At 72.9% G+C, this 21,038-nt stretch carries 1 protein-coding gene and 1 pseudogene; both read left to right on the top strand.

What is annotated here, in order from left to right; genetic code table 11:
- Window positions 1-33 precede the first annotated feature (33 nt).
- Window positions 34-18,102, top strand: a complete 18,069-nt coding sequence (locus Pflav_RS46280; protein WP_180201281.1) for a type I polyketide synthase — start codon at window positions 34-36, stop codon at window positions 18,100-18,102.
- A gap of 36 nt (window positions 18,103-18,138) precedes the next feature.
- Window positions 18,139-20,997, top strand: a pseudogene (locus Pflav_RS47620) (type I polyketide synthase); the annotation flags it as partial.
- Window positions 20,998-21,038 lie beyond the last annotated feature (41 nt).

The raw sequence follows: 21,038 nt of genomic DNA, 5'->3' as shown, positions 1-21,038 counted from the left end.
GCGCCCATCCCGCGCGACTCAAGGCGAGGAACCATGACGAGCACCGAAGAGAAGCTCCGCGACTACCTCAAGCGGGTCACCAGCGACCTCCAGCTGACCCGCCAGCGCCTGAAGGCCGTCGAGAACAGGGACGGCGAGCCGATCGCCGTCATCGGCATGGCCTGCCACTACCCAGGCGGAGTCCGCTCGCCCGAGGACCTGTGGCGGCTTGTCGTGGAGGGCGTCGATGCCATCTCCGACCTGCCCAACGACCGCGGCTGGGACGTGGACGCCATCTACGACCCCGATCCCGACCGGCCCGGCACCACGTACACCCGGGAGGGTGGCTTCCTGGCTGGCGTGGCGGACTTCGACGCGGCGTTCTTCGGCATCTCGCCACGCGAGGCGCTCGCCATGGACCCGCAGCAGCGGCTACTGCTGGAGACCGCGTGGGAGGCGGTGGAGAGCGCCGGCGTCGATCCGTCCACGCTGCGCGGCACCGACACCGGCACGTTCGTCGGCGCCGGCAACTCCAGCTACGTCTCGCTCGTCGGCTCGGACGAGTCCGCGGAGGGGTACACGGTCACCGGCGCGGCGGCCAGCGTTATCTCCGGCCGTATCTCGTACCTGCTGGGCCTCGAAGGGCCGGCGGTCACAGTGGACACCGCCTGCTCGGCTTCACTCGTCGCGCTCCACCTCGCCGCCCAGTCGCTGCGTTCCGGCGAGTGCTCGCTCGCGTTCGCCGGTGGGGTCGCGGTGATGGCCACGCCGGCCGAGTTCGTGGAGTTCTCGCGGCAGCGCGGGCTGGCACCGGACGGGCGGTGCAAGCCGTTCGCCGACGCGGCCGACGGGGTCGGCTGGGGTGAAGGCGTCGGCGTGCTCCTGCTGGAGCGCCTGTCCGACGCCCAGCGCAACGGGCACCCGGTGCTCGCGCTGATCCGCGGCTCAGCCGTCAACCAGGATGGTGCTTCCAGCGGCCTCACCGCGCCCAGCGGGCCGTCCCAGCAGCGGGTCATCCGATCCGCGCTGGACAACGCCCGGCTCGCCGCCGACCAGGTGGACGTGGTCGAGGGTCACGGCACAGGCACCACGCTTGGCGACCCCATCGAGGCGCAGGCGCTGCTGGAGACGTACGGGCAGGGCCGCGAGCGTCCACTGTGGCTGGGCTCGGTGAAGTCGAACATCGGGCACACGCAGGCCGCCGCTGGTGTTGCCGGCGTCATCAAGATGATCCAGGCCATCCGGTACGGGCTGGTGCCGAAAACGCTGCACGTGGACGCACCCTCGACCCGGGTGGACTGGTCGACGGGCGCCATCGCACTCGCCGCCGAGGCGGTCGGCTGGCCGGATGTGGACCGCCCGCGGCGGGCCGGCGTTTCCTCGTTCGGCATCAGCGGCACGAACGCGCACGTGATCGTCGAGCAGCCACCCACGCCCGAGCTCGCCGAGCCGTCGCCCTCGCCGGCGCTCGTACCCTGGATCGTCTCGGCCAAGTCCGAACCAGCGCTGGACGCCCAGATCGAGCGGCTCGCCGGCTTCCCGTTGGCCGAGCGCCTGGACGTCGGTCACTCGCTCGCCGCCGGCCGGGCGCTCTTCCCGTACCGTGCCGTACTGCTCGCCTCCGCCGAGGGCGTTTCCGAGGCGGCGCGTGGCGAGGCGCGACCGGCGCCCGTGGCGATGCTCTTCTCCGGCCAAGGTTCGCAGCGGCTCGGCATGGGACGCGACCTGTACGACAGGTTCCCAGTGTTCGCGTCGGCTCTGGACGAGGTGCTGTCCCATCTGGACCCGGGCGTCCGGGATGCCATGTGGGGTACCGACGCCGGCGCACTGGACGAGACGGGCTGGGCGCAACCGGCCCTGTTCGCGGTCGAAGTGGCGCTCTTCCGGCTCGTGGCGTCGTTCGGCGTCACGCCGGACCACGTTGCGGGGCATTCGATCGGCGAGGTCGCTGCCGCCCATGCGGCGGGTGTTCTGTCGCTGGAGGATGCCTGCCGGCTTGTGTCGGCGCGGGCATCGCTGATGCAGGCCCTGCCGGCCGGCGGCGCGATGGTGGCGCTGCGGGCGGCCGAGGCCGACGTGCTGCCGGTGCTGACCGACGGCGTGTCCATCGCCGCCGTCAACGGGCCGACGTCCGTCGTGATCGCCGGCGAGGAGGAGGCGGTCCTGTCGATTGCCGCCGGGTTCGGCACGTCGACCCGGCTGCGGGTCTCGCACGCGTTCCACTCGCCGCTGATGGAGCCGATGCTGGCCCCGTTCCGGGCCGCCATCGAAAGGCTGACCTTCGCGACACCGCGGATCCCCGTGGTCGGTGCGGGAGACGTCACCGACCCTGAGTACTGGGTCAGGCACGTCCGCGACACCGTGCGCTTCTCCGACGCCGTCAGCAGCCTGGATGGCGCCACGTTCCTGGAAATCGGCCCGGACGGCGTCCTCACCGCGCTGGCCGGAACCGGCGTGCCCACCCTCCGCAAGGACCGGGACGAAGAGACGACGCTGCTCACCGCGCTGGCCCACCTGCACACCGCCGGTGCGAGCGTGGACTGGAGCCCGCTGCTCTCAGGCGGCCGGCGGGCGGACCTGCCGACCTATCCGTTCCAGCGGCAGCGCTTCTGGCCTGAGGCCGAGCCGGTGGGAGCCGAGCCGGCGGACGGGGAGTTCTGGAGCCTCGTCGACGGGACGCCGGACGACGTCGCCGCCACGCTGGACCTCGACGGCGACACCGTCGAGGCGATGCTGCCCGCGCTGCGCTCCTGGCGGAGCCGGCGCAGCCTTCGCTCCGAAGTGGACGAACGGCGGTACCGGGTCACCTGGACGCGGTTGCGTGAGCCGGCTCGGGCCACGCTGGGCGGGGCGTGGCTCGTGGCGGTGCCGGACGAGGACCGGGAGTGGGCGGACGCGGTCACCGCGGCGCTGGCCGGACAGGGCGCCGCGGTCGTGGGCCTGTCCGTCGATGGGACGACTGACCGGGCCTCCCTCGCCGGGCGGGTAACGGCGCTCGCGACCGAGCATGGCCCGTTCGCCGGCGTGGTCTCGCTGCTCGGTGTCGAGGAGGACGGCCCGCTCGCCGTCCTCGCGCTCGTGCAGGCGCTCGGCGATGCCGACCTAAGCGCTCCACTGTGGTGCGTGACGCGCGGTGCGGTTGCCACTGGACGGGGCGATCGGCTGATCCGGCCCGCGCACGCGGCGGTGTGGGGGTTGGGCCGCACGGTCGCGCTGGAGCAGCCGGCGCGCTGGGGTGGGCTTGTCGACTTGCCGGACACCGTCGACGACCGCGCCGCCCAACGGCTCGCCGCGGCCTTGGCCGGCCGACTCGGACACGAGGACCAGGTCGCGGTACGCCCGTCGGGTACGTTCGGCCGGCGCCTGGTCCGGGCCGCGGCGGGCAACCGTTCCGTCGCCACCTGGCGGGCGCGCGGCACCGTGCTTGTCACCGGCGGCACCGGCGGCCTCGGCATGCGGGTGGCCCGCTGGGCCGCCGCGAACGGCGCCGAGCACCTTATCCTCGCCAGCCGGCGCGGCTCGGCCGCCCCCGGCGTCGAGGAGCTGCGGCAGGAGCTGACCGAGGCAGGCACGCGCGTCACGATCGCGGCCTGCGACGTCGGCGACCGTGGTGCACTGGCGGCGCTCCTCAATGGACACGAAGTGACCGCTGTATTCCACGTTGCCGGGTACACCGAGGATGGCGACGGGGTCCTGGCGCTGGCGCCGGACGACCTGGCGGCGATGATGCGTACCAAGGCCGCCTCCGCCTGGCACCTCCACGAGCTGACACGTGACGCGGACCTGGACGCGTTCGTGCTCTTCTCCTCCGTCGCCGCGACCTGGGGCGGCGGCGGCCAGCCCGCCTACTCCGCCGCGAACGCCGTCCTGGACGCGATCGCCGAGCACCGGCGCGCGGAGGGCCTGTCCGGAACATCAGTGGCGTGGGGCACCTGGGGAGAGGTCGGCATGACCGCCGACCGTTCCGAAAGCGACGAGCAACTGCGCCGTCGCGGCGTCCTGCCGCTGCGGCCGGAGCTTGCCATTGCCGCCCTGCAGCGGGCGTTGGACGACGGCGAGGGTGTGCTGACCGTCGCGGAGATGGACTGGCACCGGTTCCTCCCGGTCTTCACCGCGACCCGCCCCAGTCCGCTGCTGTCCGAGCTTCCCGAGGCGCGGTCCCTGTCGGAGGGCGGGGCGCTCACCGGCACGCACGCCGACCGCCTCGTCCGGCTGTCCGGCGCCGAACGGGATCGGGCCCTGCTCGACCTGGTACGGGCAGAGGCAGCAGCGGTCCTCAAACACGAGAGCGCGGACGCGGTCCGTCCCGACCACGCGTTCCGCGAGCTGGGTTTCGACTCCCTAGCCGCGGTCGAGCTGCGCAACCGGCTGACCGCGGCGACCGGGCTGGAGCTACCGACCACACTTGTCTTCGACTACCCGACCCCCAGCGTCCTGTCCGGGCTTCTGGCCGCGCGGCTGTCCGGTGTGGAGAGCGCACCGGAAGCGGCGGCTGCCGTCGCGCCCGCCGCCGTCGCGGACCCCATCGTCATTGTGGGGATGAGCTGCCGCTACCCCGGCGGCGCCGACTCCGCCGAGGCACTGTGGCGGATGCTCGTCGAGGGGCGGGACGGAATCTCGCCGTTCCCCACCGACCGGGGCTGGGACCTCAATGGACTGCTCGGCGGGCGCAGCCACACGCGCTCGGGCGGGTTCCTCGCCGGTGCGGGCGGCTTCGACGCCGGGTTCTTCAAGATCTCGCCGCGCGAGGCAGTAGCGATGGACCCTCAGCAGCGGCTGCTGCTGGAGGTCTCCTGGGAGGCCGTGGAACGGGCTGGCATCGACCCGCTGTCGCTCAAGGGCAGCCCGACTGGTGTCTTCGTCGGCGCCTCAGCCCAGGGGTACGAGACGGCGATGGACGACGTGGCCGGTGACGCCGAGGGGTACGTCGTCACCGGCAGCGCCCCTTCGGTGACGTCCGGCCGGCTGTCGTACGTGATGGGGCTCGAAGGCCCGGCTGTCACGGTCGACACCGCGTGTTCCTCGTCGCTTGTGGCACTGCACCTGGCCGCGCAGGCCCTCCGGCAAGGGGAGTGCGACCTCGCACTGGTCGGCGGCGTGACGGTGATGGCCACGCCAGCGGCCTTCGTGGAGTTCAGCAAGCAGGGCGGGGTCGCCGCGGACGGCCGCTGCAAGGCGTTCTCCGACTCGGCCGACGGCACCGGCTGGGCCGAAGGTGTGGGCGTGCTCGTCGTCGAACGGCTCTCCGACGCGGTCCGGCGGGGGCACGAGGTGCTCGCCGTCGTGCGCAGCTCGGCGGTCAACCAGGACGGCGCTTCGAACGGCCTCACCGCCCCGAACGGCCCGTCGCAGCAGCGGGTGATCCGGCAGGCGCTCGCCAACGCCGGCCTCACCGCCTCCGATGTGGACATGCTGGAGGCGCACGGCACCGGCACCGCCCTGGGCGACCCGATCGAGGCGCAGGCGGTGCTCGCGACGTACGGCCAGGGTCGGGAGCACCCGCTGCTGCTCGGCTCGATCAAGTCGAACATCGGCCACACCCAGGCAGCGGCGGGCGTCGCCGGAGTCATCAAGGCCGTACAGGCGCTGCGCACCGGGGTGGCGCCGACAACGCTGCACGTCACCGCGCCCTCGTCCCATGTGGACTGGTCGGCCGGCTCCGTCGCCCTCCTCACGTCCACGGTGGAGTGGCCGGAGGTGGCGCGGCCACGGCGGGCCGCCGTGTCGTCGTTCGGGATCAGCGGCACGAACGCGCACGTGATCCTGGAGCAGGCGACCGCACCCGAGCCGATGGCCGAGCCCGCCGCCGCTCCCGACGTCGTGGCCTGGCCGGTCGCGGCGGCGTCAGAAGCCGCGCTCGACGGCCAGGTCGCGCAGATCGCCGGCCTCCCGCTGGCCGACCGGCTGCACGTCGGGCACTCGCTGGCGACCGGCCGAGCGGCCCTGGAACGTCGAGCGGTGCTGCTCGCCGCGGGCGACGGCGCGACGGAGGTGGCCCGCGGCATCGCCCGACCTGGCCCGGTCGCGATGCTCTTCTCCGGTCAGGGTTCGCAGCGGCTCGGTATGGGCCGGGAGCTGTACGACAGGTTCCCTGTGTTCGCGGCGGCTCTCGACGACGCGTTGGCCCACCTCGACCCGGGCCTGTGCGACGTGATGTGGGGATCAGACTCGTCCCTGCTGAACCAGACCGGCTGGGCCCAGCCCGCCCTCTTCGCTGTCGAGGTGGCCCTCTACCGGCTGGTCGAGTCGTGGGGCATCCGTGCCGACCACCTCGCTGGCCACTCGATCGGCGAAGTCGCGGCCGCACACGTCGCAGGCGTGCTCTCCCTCGAAGACGCGGCCACGCTGGTCTCCGCGCGGGCCCGGCTCATGCAGGCGCTGCCGGCTGGCGGCGCGATGGTGGCCGTGCAGGCTTCCGAGGTAGACGTGTTGCCACTGCTCACCGACGGCGTGTCCATAGCAGCGGTCAACTCACCCGGCTCGGTGGTGCTCGCTGGCGAGGAGCAGGCCGTCCTGGAACTGGCCGGTCGGTTCGAGCGGACCACCAGGCTGCGGGTGTCGCACGCGTTCCACTCGCACCTGATGGACCCGATGCTGGCCGGCTTCCGCGCGGTCGTCTCGTCGCTCTCCTTCGCCCCGCCGCGCATCCCACTCGCCGCCGGTGGCGATGTCACCGACCCTGAGTACTGGGTCAGGCACGTGCGGGAGACAGTGCGGTTCGCTGATGCGGTCGCCGCGCTGCGCGAGGCGGGCGCGTCCACCTTCCTCGAGGTGGGGCCGGACGGACCGCTCTCCGCGATGGCCCGCGAGCAGCTGCCGGAGAGCGCGACCGTCGCGCCGTTGCTGCGCAAGGACCGGCCGGAGGAGGTGGCGGCGCTCACCGCGGCCGCGCGCCTCCACGTGACGGGAATCGACGTCGACTGGACCGAGACGCTGGCTGGCCTTGGCGCCCGCCGGATCGACCTGCCCACGTACCCGTTCCAGCACGAGCGGTACTGGGCCGAGCCCACAACCCCGGCTGGGGTCGGCGCGGACCCGGTGGATGCCGAGTTCTGGGCCGCGGTCGAGCGGGCGGACCTGGAGTCGCTCGCCTCCACTCTGGACCTCGATGGCGAGACGGTCACCGCGATGGTGCCCGCGCTCTCGACCTGGCGGCGCCGCCGGCACACCGAGTCCACCCTGGACTCCTGGCGCTACCGCGAGTCGTGGTCGCCGCTCGCCGAGCCCGCGCCGCACGAGCTCACCGGTCGGTGGCTCGCGGTCGTCCCGGACGGGGCAGACGAGTGGGTGACCACCGTCGCCGCCGCGCTCGGTACGGCAACCGTAAGCGTGGGCGAGCTCGAAGGTGGCGAGTACGAAGGCGTGGTCTCGCTGCTCGCCCCCGCTGCCAGGGAGGAACCTCAGGCGGCCGCCGCCGCCACGGCCAACCTGGTCCGGGCTCTCGCTGAGACGGGCATCGAGGCTCCACTGTGGGTGGTCACCCGCGGCGCGGTCGCGGTGGACGACACCGACCCGCTGCCGAGGCCCGCGCAGGCCGCCGTATGGGGACTCGGTCGCGTTGCCGCGATGGAGCAGCCTCATCGCTGGGGCGGACTTGTCGACCTGCCCGAGACGCTGGACGAGCGGATGCTGCGCCGTACCGCTGGCCTCTTCGCCGAAAGTGAGGGCGAGGACCAGGTCGCCGTCCGCTCCGCTGGCGCGTACGGCCGCCGCCTCATCCCTGCGTCCGGGGACGCGCCCGCATGGACGCCCTCCGGCACCGTGCTCGTCACCGGTGGTACCGGCGCGCTCGGCCAGCGGGTGGCTCGCTGGCTCGCCGCGAACGGCGCCGAGCGGCTGCTGCTGGTCAGCCGGCGCGGCCCGGATGCGCGCGGCGCCGCAGAGCTGAACGAGGAGCTGACCGCCATTGGCGTCGACGTCACCATCGCCGCCTGCGATGCCGCCGACCGGGCAGCCGTCGCGGCGCTTCTGGACGGGCGCCGGTTGAGCGCCGTCGTACACACCGCCGGCACCCTGGACGACGGCGTGCTCGACTCCCTCACTCCGGACCGGTTCGACGGGGTGTTCCGCTCCAAGGTGGACGCCGCACTGGTGCTCGACGAGCTGGCGCCTGATGTCGACGCGTTCGTTCTCTTCTCCTCGACCGCGCACGCCATCGGCAACCCGGGACAGGCGAACTACGCGGCCGCCAACGCCGCTCTCGAAGCGATCGCCGCCCGCCGGTGGGCCGCCGGCCGCGCCGCCACGTCCATCGCCTGGGGCGCCTGGGCCGGCGACGGCATGGCAAGCCGCGACGGAGTGGTGGAGTGGACCCGCTCGGGTGTCGCCCCGATGGATCCGGATCTGGCGCTCACCGCGTTGGCCCGCGCCGCCGGGCAGCCCGCGCCGGCAGTCGTGGTGGCCGACATCCGCCGCCCGCACCTGCTGGAGGCCCTCAACGCCACGCGCCCGAGCCTGCTGCTGGCCGACCTGCCGGGCGCGGCCGCGGTCATCTCCGCCGCCCGTGAGGCATGGGCAACCGCCGGCACGGCCGGCGCCGCGCTGCGCGAGCGGCTGGGCGGCCTGCCCGAGGCTGAGCGGACGGCCGCGCTCCTCGACCTGGTACGCGAGCGGGCGGGCGCTGTGCTCGGGTACGGGGCCACGGCCTCGCTCGATGTGGACAAGGCGTTCCGGGACCTGGGCTTCGACTCACTCACCGCGGTCGAGCTGCGCAACCAGCTCGGCACCGTCACCGGGCTGGCCCTGCCCGCCGCGCTCGTCTTCGACTTCCCCACACCTCGCGCGCTCGCCACGCACCTGCTCGGCGAGCTGACCGGCGAGTCAGACGGCGCGGTTGTCGCGCGGGTCCGCACGGCGGGGGAGACCGACGAGCCGATCGCGATCGTCGGTATGGCGTGCCGGTTCCCCGGCGGCGTCCGATCCCCGGAGGATCTTTGGCGCCTCGTAGACGAGGGACGGGACGCCATCTCCGCCTTCCCGGCCGACCGCGGCTGGGACCCTGCCATCCAGAGCGACACGCACGAGGGCGGCTTCCTGGACGGGGTCGCCGACTTCGACGCGGCGTTCTTCGGTATCTCGCCGCGCGAGGCCGTCGCGATGGACCCGCAACAGCGGCTGCTGCTGGAGACCGCGTGGGAGGCGTTCGAGGCGGCCGGCTTCGACCCGGGCGCGTTTCGGGCCAGCCAGACCGGCGTCTTCGTCGGTACCAACGGCCAGGACTACGCAGGCCTCTTCGTCAACTCGAAGGAGAGCGAGAGCGGTCACGCGGCCACCGGGCTCGCGGCAAGCGTCATCGCCGGGCGGCTCGCGTACACGTTCGGCCTCGAAGGGCCGGCGATGACCGTCGACACCGCCTGCTCCTCCTCGCTTCTCGCGCTGCACCTCGCGGCCGAGTCGCTGCGGCGGGGCGAGTGCGACCTGGCCTTGGCCGGCGGCGTCACCGTGATGACGACCTCCGACGCGTTCGTGGAGCTGAGCCGGCAGGGCGCGCTGTCGCCGGACGGGCGGTGCAAGGCATTCGGTGAGGGCGCGGACGGCACCGGCTTCGCCGAGGGCGTCGGCCTGCTCCTGGTCGAGCGGCTCGCCGACGCCGAGCGAAACGGCCACCGGGTGCTCGCGCTGCTGCGCGGCTCGGCGGTCAACCAGGACGGCGCCTCCAACGGGCTCTCCGCTCCCAATGGCCGCGCGCAGCAGCGGGTGACCCGCCAGGCGCTCGCCAACGCCGGCCTCGATTCGTCCGACGTGGACGCGGTCGAGGCGCACGGCACCGGGACCAAGCTCGGCGACCCGATCGAGGCGCAGGCGCTGCTTGCCGCGTACGGTCAGGAGCGCGAGCGTCCACTGTGGCTCGGCTCGGTCAAGTCGAACATCGGCCACACGCAGGCCGCCGCGGGCGTGGCGAGCGTCATCAAGATGGTCGAGGCAATGCGACACGGCGTGCTGCCGAAGACGCTGCACGCGGAGACACCGACCCCGCATGTGGACTGGACAGCCGGCGCGGTGCAGCCGCTCACCGAGCGGATCGACTGGCCCGAGACCGGGCGGCCGCGGCGGGTGGGCGTCTCGTCGTTCGGCATCAGCGGCACCAACGTGCACGCGATTTTGGAGCAGGCACCGGCCCGCCCCGAGTCGCCGCTCGCCGCCGGACTCGAGCCGGCCATCACGCCGTACATGCTGTCTGGAAAGACCCCGGTGGCGCTGAGGGGCCAGGCGGCCGCACTCGCCGACCACCTGGACAGCCACCGCGACATGCGGCCGGCGGAGGTCGCGTACGCACTGGCGACCACCCGCGCCGCGTTCGACCACCGCGCCGTCGTGCTCGGCGCCGAAGCGGACCAGCTCCGGGAACGCCTCCGCGCCCTGGCGAACGGGGAACAGCCGGGAGGCGTCGCGACCGGAGTGGCCCGGACGACTGGCAAGGTGGCGTTCGTCTTCCCCGGGCAGGGCTCCCAGTGGGCCGGCATGGCCGTGGCGCTGCTGGACACCGCACCCGCCTTCGCTGAGCACGTCGCGCGCTGCGAACGTGCCCTGGCACCGCACCTCGACTGGAAGGTCACCGACGTACTGCGCGCCGCACCCGGCGCACCGTCGATCGACCAGGTCGGCGTAGTCCAGCCGGTGCTCTTCACCGTCATGGTCTCGCTCGCCGCGCTATGGCAGAGCTACGGCGTGCGGCCGGACGCGGTCGTCGGCACCAGCCAGGGCGAGATCGCCGCCGCGTACGTTGCCGGCGCGCTGTCCCTTGAGGACGCCGCGCTCGTCATCGCCAGGCGGAGCCGGGTGCTCGGCGCGGAGCTCGTCGACAAGGGCGCACTCGCCTCCCTCGCGCTGCCTGTCGAGGCGGCCCAGGAGCGGATCAGCCGGTGGAACGGACGGCTCAGCATCGGCGGCATCAACGCGCCCGCACTCGTGACCGTCGCCGGTGACCACGAGGCACTGGCCGAGCTGGGCGCCGAATGCGAGGCGGAGGGCATCCGCATGCGGGTCGTCGCCGCTTCGGTGTCGACACACTGTGCCGACGTCGACCCGATCCGGCCGCAGCTGCTCGACGTGCTCACCGGGCTCAGCCCACGGGACCCGGACGTACCGATCTTCTCCACCGTCACCGGCGAGCGGCTGGCCCCCGGCGAGCTGGTCGACGCCGAGTACTGGTACTCCAACACGCGCGAGCCGGTCCTCTTCGGACAGGCAACGGAACGGCTGCTGGCATACGGCTGCGACACGTTCCTGGAGATCAGCCCGCACCCGGTGCTCTCGCTCGCCATCGACGGCACCGCGGCTGCGGCCGGCGCCGAACCGGCCGTGCTCGGCTCGCTCCGCCGCGGCGAGGGTGGTCTGGAGCGCTTCCTCACATCCCTTGGTGAGGCCCACGCGCGTGGCGTACCCGTCGACTGGACCGCCGTGCTGCCCGCCACCCGCCCGGTGAGCCTGCCCACGTACGCGTTTCAGCGCGACCGGTACTGGCCGGTGCCGAGCCTCGTCGCCGGCGGCGGTAGTGGCGATCCGCTGGACAAGGAGTTCTGGGGCGCGGTCGAAAGCGAGGACGTCGATGGGCTCGCCGCCCGACTCGATCTGCCGGCCGACTCGCTCGCCGACGTCGTACCCGCGCTTCTCTCCTGGCGCAGGCAGCGCCGCGACGAGTCCACCGTGGAGTCCTGGCGCTACAGGGTCGCCTGGCGCCCCATCCCGGCACTGGGACCAGCCACGCTGACCGGCACCTGGCTGCTGGCCACAGCCCACGGCTTCCCCGCCGGCGACGTGGCCTCGGCGCTGGAGGCGGCTGGCGCACACGTACGCCACCTGGTGCTGGACGAGTCCTGCGTGGACCGCGCAGCCCTCGCGACCCAGCTTGGCGATGTCGGCCCGGTTGCCGGCATCGTCTCGGTCGCCGCCGCAGCCGAGGAGCCGTGCGAGGCGTACCCCGGCCTGGCGGTCGGCCTCGCCCTCAACCTGGCGCTCCTGCAAGCCCTCGGTGACGCCGGCATCGACGCACCACTGTGGCTGCTGACCCGTGGCGCGGTCGCCGCTGGGCCTGCCGACCGCGTGCCCAACCCGGTGCAGGCACAGGTGCTCGGCCTGGGCTGGAGTGCCGCACTGGAGCACCCGCACCGCTGGGGCGGCGTCGTCGATGTACCAGAAATCCTGGATGCCACCGGCGGACGGCGACTGGCCGCGGTCCTTGCCGGAGCTGGCGAGGACCAGGTCGCGCTCCGCGCCTCTGGCGCGCTTGCTCGGCGGGTCGTCCGCGCACCGTCCACTCCCAACTCCTCCCGGCCCTGGGCCCCGCGCGGCACCATCCTCGTCACCGGCGGCACCGGCACGATCGGGCCGGACCTGGTGCGGTGGCTGGCCGGGCAGGGCGCCGAGCACATCGTGCTGCCCACCCGCCGAGGGCTCGACGCCCCGGGCATGGCCGACCTCGCCACCGAGCTCGGCGCCACCGGCACCCGGGTCGACGTCATCGCCTGCGAGGTGGCCCATCGGGACGCGGTCGCCGCGCTGCTCGCCGGCCTGAAAGCCGACGGCCACACGATCCGAACCGCGATCCACGCCGCAGCGGTCATCGAGCTCGCCATGCTCGCGGAGACCAGCATGGCGGACTTCGAACGGGTCATCGCCGCCAAGGTGCGCGGCGCCCAGCACCTGGACGAGCTGTTGGACAGTGAGGAGCTCGACGCCTTCGTGCTCTACTCCTCGAACGCCGGCATGTGGGGCAGCGGCGAGCACGGCGCGTACGTCGCCGGCAACGCGTACCTCGGTGCGCTGGCGCACAGCCGCCGCGCCCGTGGCCTCGTCGCGACGTCCGTCCACTGGGGAAAGTGGCCGGACGACGTGGAGCGGTTCGGGCAGGAGGACCCGTTCGGCATCCGGCGAGGCGGCCTGGAGTACATAGACCCACAGCTCGCCCTCTCCGGGCTGAAGCGGACGCTCGACGACGACGAGACCGCGATCGCGCTGACGAACGTACGCTGGGACCGATACTTCCCGGTCTTCACCTCCGGGCGCGCCACCACGCTCTTCGACGAGGTACCCGAGGTGCGGGCGCTGTCCGAGGCCGACGAGCGGGCGACGGACGAGCGGGACGAGGGCGAGTTCGCCGCGCGGCTGCGCGGTCTGCTTCCGGCCGAACAAGAGCGGATGCTGCTCGCCCTGGTGCGCGGCGAGGCCGCCAAGGTGCTCGGGCACGCGTCGCCCGAGGCGCTGGGGGACCGGCGGGCGTTCCGCGAGGTGGGCTTCGACTCGGTCACCGCCGTCGACCTGCGCAACCGGCTCGCCACCGCGACCGGCCTGACGCTGCCGGCCACCATGGTCTTCGACCATCCCAATCCGGTGGCGCTGGCCGACTTCCTGCGCGGTCAGGTGCTCGGCACAGCCGGTGCCGCGGCCACACCGGTCGCCGCCGCCCACGTGGCGGACGACGAGCCGATCGCGATCGTCGGGATGGCCTGCCGCTACCCGGGCGGAGTCCGCTCCCCGGAGGACCTCTGGCGGCTCGTGCTCGACGGTGTGGACGCCATCACCAGCTGGCCCACCGACCGCGGCTGGGACGCCGCCGCCCTCTACGACGCCGACCGCGACCGGGAAGGTAAGACGTACTCGCTACATGGCGGATTCCTCGACGACGCCGCTGGGTTCGACCCCGGCTTCTTCGGCGTATCTCCGCGCGAGGCGCTCGCCATGGACCCACAACAGCGACTGCTGCTGGAGACCGCCTGGGAGGCCGTCGAGCGGGCCGGCATCGATCCAGCATCGCTGCGCGGCAGCCAGACCGGCGCGTTCATCGGTGCGACGTACCAGGACTACGCGGCTGGGGCGTCCACAGAGGAGGCATCCGAGACGCACATGGTCACCGGCTCGGCCTCCTGTGTGGTGTCCGGCCGGGTGTCGTACCTGCTGGGGTTGGAGGGCCCGGCGGTATCCCTGGACACCGGCTGCTCCTCCTCGCTCGTCGCACTGCACCTGGCCGCGCAGTCGCTGCGTACCGGGGAGAGCTCGCTGGCGCTCGCCGGCGGTGTGACGGTGATGCCCAACCCGACCGAGTTCGTGGCGTTCAGCCGGCTCGGCGCGCTGTCGACGGACGGGCGGTGCAAGGCGTTCGGCGAAGGCGCGGACGGCATGTCGCTGGCCGAGGGTGTGGGCGTCGTTCTGGTGGAGAAGCTTTCCGACGCGGTGCGGAACGGGCATCCGGTACTCGCGGTGCTGCGCGGCAGCGCGATGAACCAGGACGGTGCCTCCAACGGCCTCACCGCCCCGAACGGGCCCTCGCAGCAGCGGGTCATCCGGCAAGCGCTCGCCAACGCCGGCCTGGCGCCGTCCGATGTGGACGCTGTCGAAGCGCACGGCACCGGCACCGCGCTCGGTGACCCGATCGAGGCGCAGGCGCTTCTCGCGACGTACGGCCAGGACCGGGACCGGCCGCTGCTGCTCGGCTCGGTCAAGTCGAACATCGGCCACACCCAGATGGCCTCCGGCGTCGCGGGCATCATCAAGATGGTGATGGCGCTGCGGCACGGTCACCTCCCGCGGACGCTGCACGCGGACGAGCGCTCGTCCCACGTGGACTGGACGGCCGGCGCGATCGAACTGCTCACCGACCCGACTGAGTGGCCGGTCAACGGGCACCCGCGCCGTGCCGGTGTGTCGTCGTTCGGCATCAGCGGCACGAACGTCCACGCGATCCTGGAGGAAGCACCGGCGTCCGGGCCGCCGATCGAGGCGGACGGACCTGCCGGCCCCGTCCCGTGGCTGGTCTCCGGTCGCAGCGGCGACGCGCTGCGGGAGCAGGCGGCTCAGCTGCTGTCCTACCTGGAGGCAGGGGCGGACCCCGCGCACCTGGGCTGGTCGCTCGCGACGGCTAGGTCGACGTTCGAGCACCGGGCGGTCATCGTGGGCGAGAGCCTGGACGACGCCCGGGCCGGGCTGTCGGCGCTCGTCTCCGGCGCGGAGTCGGCGGGCCTGGTGACCGGTGCGGTGGTCGAGGGCGGCGGTCGGGGCGGCGTATTCGTCTTCCCCGGTCAGGGATCGCAGTGGTGGGGCATGGGCCGGGAGCTGATGGCCAGTTCCGACGTGTTCCGCGAGGCGGTGCACGAGTGCGCGGCGGCGCTCGCGCCCTACGTGGACTGGTCGGTGGCGGACGTCGTGGCCGGCACCGGGGACCCGGAGCTGATGGAGCGGGTCGACGTGGTGCAGCCAGCGCTGTTCACCATCATGGTCGCGCTGGCCGAGCTGTGGCGCTCGTACGGCGTCACGCCGGCCGCGGTCGTCGGGCACTCACAGGGCGAGATCGCCGCCGCGTACGTGGCCGGTGCGCTGTCGTTGGCCGATGCGGCCGCCGTGGTAGCGCTGCGCAGCCGGGCCCTCGTCGGCCTTTGTGGACACGGCGGGATGATGTCGGTCGCCGCGCCGGTCGAGCGGGTCACAGAGCTGGTCACACCGTGGGCCGGAGACCTGTCGGTGGCTGCGGTGAACGGTCCCGCGTCGGTCGTCGTCTCCGGTACCCCGGCGGCGCTCGACGCATTGGCGGCCGCCTGCGAGCAGGTGGAGGTACGGGCAAGGCGGGTCTCCGTGGACTACGCCTCGCACGGTCCGCAGGTGGAGTCGGTGCGGGACGAGCTGCTTCGGGTCCTCGCCGGCGTACGCCCCCAGCCGTCCCGGATTCCCTTCTACTCCACGGTGAGCGGCGGCCAGATCGATACGTCCGCTCTCGATGCTGAGTACTGGTACACGAACCTGCGGCAGACCGTGCGGATGGACGAGGCGACCCAGGCGTTGATGACCGATGGGCACCGCGTCTTCATCGAGGCCAGCCCGCACCCGGTACTCGTGCCAGGCCTGCCGGACGACGTGGCCGGCGTCGGCTCCCTGCGCCGCGACGACGGTGGCCGGACGCGTTTCCTCACCTCACTGGCCGAGGCGCACGTGCTCGGCGTACCCGTGGACTGGAGGGTGGCGTTCCCTGGCGCCGGATACCGCGTCCTGGACCTGCCCACGTACCCGTTCCAGCGACGGCGCTTCTGGATCTCCGGCGAGGTGGCATCGGGTGCGGCCGGCGAGACCGCGGTGGACGCGGAGTTTTGGGAGCTCGTGGCCGGCGGCGACCTGGAGTCGCTCGCGTCCGCGCTGGAGGTGGATGCCGACGCGGTGCGGGAGGTTGCCCCGGCGCTCTCCTCGTGGCGCGACCGTGGCCGGGCACGCTCCACCGTGGACTCCTGGCGCTATCGGGTGGAGTGGACCCGGCTGCCCGATCCACCCGTGGCCAACGGCCACCACACCGGCCCGTGGCTCGTCGTCGTACCCCCGGAGGCGGACCCGTGGGTGGAGGAGGTCGTGGCCGCCCTCGGGCCGGACACGGTACGGGCGGAGGCCGCGAAGCTCCCGACCGGAGAGACGTTCGCGGGCGTGGTCGCGCTGCTCGGCGCGACGGACGAAGCCGGCACCGACGGCGTGCCGGCCGGGCTCGCTGCCACAGTGGCGCTCCTCCAGGCGCTCGGCGCCAGCGGCATCACCGCTCCGCTCTGGTGCGTCACCCGAGGCGCGGTGTCGACCGGACCGCAGGACCCGGTGACCAGACCGCTCCAGGCCGCTGTATGGGGGCTTGGCCGGGTGGCCGCGCTCGAACACCCGGACCGCTGGGGCGGGCTCGTCGACCTGCCTGAGCGGTCAGACAGCCGGATCGCGGCGCGGCTACTCGGCGTGCTCCGCGGTGATAGCGGCGAGGACCAGGTGGCGGTGCGCGCTAGCGGCGTACACGGGCGGCGGTTGCGGCGTGCCTCCGCGCGGCCGGCGACGGTAGCGCGGCCCTGGCGTTCCGGCGGCACGGTGCTTGTCACCGGTGGTACCGGTGGCGTCGGCGGACAGGTGGCGCTCTGGGCAGCCCGGTCCGGTGCCGCGCACCTGCTGTTGACGAGCCGGCGCGGGCTCGCCGCGCCGGGTGCCGCACAGCTCGTATCCGAGCTGGAGAGTCTCGGGGCCCGGGTAACCGTCGCGTCCTGCGACGTCTCCGACCGCGACGCGGTCGCCGCGCTGCTCGCCGGCATCCCATCCGATGCACCGCTCACCGCGGTGATGCACGCGGCGGGCGCGGTCGACGGCGAGGGCCCGGTGGCCGCGCTCAGCGGTGACCAGCTAGGGCTCATGTTCGGCTCCAAGGGCGCTTCGGCGTGGCACCTTCACCAGCTCACGGCACATCTGGGTCTAAGTGATTTCGTCTTGTTCTCCTCCGGTGCCGGGGTGTGGGGTAGTGGTGGCCAGCCCGCGTACGCGGCGGCGAACGCCTACCTGGACGCGCTGGCCGAGTACCGCAGGAGTGAAGGTCTTGCGGCGACGTCGGTTGCCTGGGGTGCCTGGGGTGAGGCCGGACTCGCCGCCCGTTCGGAGGTGAACGAGCAGTTGCGGCGCCGAGGAGTGTTGCCGATGGAACCGCCGCTCGCACTGGCGGCGCTCCAGGGTGCGCTCGAGGACGGCACAGCCGTCCTGACGGTGACCAATATGGACTGGGAGCGCTTTGCGCCCACGTTCACCGCCAGCCGGCCCAGCCCGCTCCTGTCCGACCTCGCCGAGGTACGGCGGCTCGACGCCGCCGGCCACGAGGGCGAGCGGAATGACGGGGACGAGCCGGCGCTGAAGCGTCGCCTCGACACGATTCCGGCGAGCGAGCGGGGCCGCGAGGTCCTCGAGCTGGTACGCGCGGCCGCAGGCGCGGTCCTCGGCTACGAGGCCGGCGAGCCGATTCCGGCCGGCCGCGCCTTCCGGGACCTCGGCTTCGACTCGGTGTCCGCTGTGGAGCTGCGCAACCGGCTCAAGGCGGCCACCGGCCTGACGCTGCCCGGAGCGCTCGCCTTCGACTACCCGACGCCCACCGCGCTCGCCCAGAACCTGCTGGCCCGTCTCTACCCGGAGGACGTGTCCACCGTGGCGGCCGACGACCCGGACGCGGAGATCCGGCGGGTACTCGCCTCCATCCCGGTCAGCCGGCTCCGCAAGGCCGGGCTGCTGGACATGGTGCTCCAGCTCGCCAAGGAGGACGGCGAGGTGCCGGCACCGGCACCCACCACCGGTACCTCCATCGACGACATGGACGCGGAAAGCCTCCTACAGCTGGCGATCGACAACACGACGACCTGACGCGCGACCGGAGTGAGCCATATGACCACCTCCACAAACCAGTACGTCGAAGCGCTGCGGTCGTCACTGAAGGAGATCGAGCGCCTACGACAGCAGAACCAGCAACTGGTCGCGGCGGCGGCGGAACCCATCGCCATCGTGGGCATGGCGTGCCGGTTTCCGGGCGGGGTCACCTCGCCGGAGGAGCTGTGGCAGCTTGTCGACGAGGGGCGCGACGAGATCTCCGGGTTCCCGCAGGACCGCGGTTGGGACCTCGACGCGCTATCCGGTACGGGCGACGGCAGCAGCCTGACCGGCCAGGGCGGCTTCATCTACGACGCGGTCGAGTTCGACCCGGGCTTCTTCGGCATCTCGCCGCGCGAGGCGCTGGCGATGGACCCACAGCAGCGGCTGTTGCTGGAGGTCTCGTGGGAGGCGCTGGAGCGGGCCGGCATTCCCGCATCGTCGTTGCGCGGCAGCCAGAGCGGTGTCTTCATGGGCACCACCGGGCAGGACTACGCGGACGTGGCGCTCAACTCCGACGCCGACATCAACGCGTACTCCAGCACGAGCTTCGCGGCCAGCGTCATCTCCGGGCGGCTCTCGTACACGTACGGACTGGAAGGGCCAGCGGTTACTGTCGACACAGGATGCTCATCGTCGCTCGTGGCGCTGCACTGGGCGGTACAAGCGCTGCGCGGCGGCGAGTGCTCGCTCGCCCTGGCGGGCGGGGCAACTGTGATGTCGACCCCGTCGGCGTTCGTGTCCTTTACGTCGCAGGGCGGTGGGCTGGCGCCGGACGGGCGGTGCAAGCCGTTCTCCGAGTCGGCCGACGGCACCGGGTGGTCCGAGGGCACCGGGGTGCTGGTGCTGGAGCGCCTCTCCGACGCCCAGCGCAACGGCCACCGCATCCTCGCGGTCGTCCGCGGCTCGGCCATCAACCAGGACGGCGCTTCCAACGGCCTCACCGCCCCGAATGGCCCGTCGCAGCAGCGGGTCATCCGGGCCGCGCTCAGCAACGCGCGGTTGACCCCGGACCAGGTGGACGCTGTCGAGGCGCACGGCACTGGCACCACGCTAGGCGATCCGATCGAGGCGCAGGCACTGCTGGAGACGTACGGGCAGGGCCGGGAACGTCCGCTGTGGCTCGGCGCGGTCAAGTCGAACATCGGCCACGCCCAGGCTGCGGCCGGCGTCGCCGGTGTCATCAAGATGGTCATGGCAATGCGGCATGGTGTGCTGCCGAAGACCCTGCACGTGTCCGAACCATCGTCGCATGTGGACTGGTCGGCGGGCTCGGTCGCGCTGCTGACGTCGGCAATGGCGTGGCCGGAGACCGGGCGACCGCGGCGGGCGGGTGTCTCCGCGTTCGGCATCAGCGGCACGAACGCGCACGTGATCGTGGAGCAGGCACCGTCGCCCGCCGGCCCGCCGGAGGTGGTCTCGGCGCCGGCCGTCGCGCCGCTTCCCGTCTCCGCGGCGAGCGCGGCGGCGCTGGACGAGCAGATCGCTCGCGTGTCCGGACGGCTGGGCGAGGGCGCGGTCCACGTCGGATACTCGCTCGCGGCCGGGCGGTCGCCGCTCGAGTACCGGGCCGTCCTACTGGCGTCCGCCGCCGAGGGAATCACCGAGGCGGCCCGGGGCACCGCCGAGCCGGGCGAGCTGGCGGTGCTTTTCTCCGGTCAGGGTTCGCAGCGGCTGGGTATGGGTCGTGACCTGTACTCCCGTTTTCCGGTCTTCGCGTCGGCGCTGGACGAGGTGCTCGCGCAGCTGGATCTGGGCGTGCGGGATGTGATGTGGGGTTCGGATCCGGACCTGCTGGAGCGGACCGGTTGGGCGCAGCCGGCGCTGTTCGCGGTCGAGGTGGCGCTGTACCGGCTGGTGTCCTCGTTCGGCATCTCACCGGACTATCTGGCCGGGCACTCGGTCGGTGAGATCGCGGCGGCGCACGTGGCGGGTGTGCTGTCGCTTCCCGATGCGTGTGCGTTGGTTTCCGCGCGTGCTTCGCTGATGCAGGCGCTGCCGGCCGGTGGGGCGATGGTGGCGTTGCGGGCCGCTGAGTCCGAGGTGCTGCCGCTGCTGACCGAGGGTGTCTCGATTGCGGCGGTGAACGGCCCGTCCAATGTCGTCGTCGCGGGCGACGAGGGCGCGGTGTTGGCGGTGGCGTCGAGGTTTGAGAAGTCGACGCGGTTGCGGGTGTCGCATGCGTTCCATTCGCCGTTGATGGCGCCGATGCTGGATGACTTCCGCGCGGTGGTTACCTCGCTGTCGTTCGCGGAGCCTGTCATTCCTGTGGTGGCGGCTGGTGATGTGACGGATCCTGAGTACTGGGTCAGGCACGTGCGCGACACCGTCCGCTTCGCCGACGCTGTAGAGCGGCTGGGCGCGGCGACGCTCCTGGAGGTCGGACCCGACGGGGTCCTCTCCGCGATGACCGGCACTGCCATCCCCGTGCTCCGCAAGGACCGGCCGGAGGAGTTGGCGTTCCTGACCGCGCTCGCCCGGCTGCACACCACCGGTACGACGATCGACTGGAGCCCGGTCTTCGCCGGCACCGGCGCGCACTGGGTCGACCTGCCCACGTACGCCTTCGAACACGCTCGCTACTGGCCGTCCGGGTACGGCCGCGCCGGCGACGCCGCGGACCTCGGTCTGGAGTCGGTCGAGCACCCGCTGCTCGGTGCCGCCGTCGACCTGGCTGACGGCGAAGGGGCGGTCTTCACCAGCCGCCTGTCGTTGCGCACCCACCCGTGGCTCGCCGACCACGTCGTCATGGGGCGGACACTCGTCCCCGGCACGGCCTTCCTCGAGCTGGCGCTCCGCGCCGCCGACGGTGTCGGGTGCACGCGGGTCGAGGAGCTGACGCTCGCCGCGCCGCTCGTCCTGCCGGAGCGGGGCGCGGCGCACGTACAGGTGCGGGTGGGCGACGCGGACGAGAGCGGTCGCCGCCCGGTCGG

Origin of the sequence: Phytohabitans flavus (genome assembly GCF_011764545.1) — a bacterium.
GTDB classification, from domain to species: domain Bacteria; phylum Actinomycetota; class Actinomycetes; order Mycobacteriales; family Micromonosporaceae; genus Phytohabitans; species Phytohabitans flavus.
The sequence above is the reverse complement of the archived record's forward strand: the minus strand, read 5'-3'. Positions and strand labels throughout refer to the sequence as shown.

What these genes read in the sequence shown, in the direction of transcription:
- Pflav_RS46280 (WP_180201281.1), top strand. Translation starts at nt 34, where the DNA reads ATGACGAGCACCGAAGAGAAGCTCCGCGACTACCTCAAGCGGGTCACC.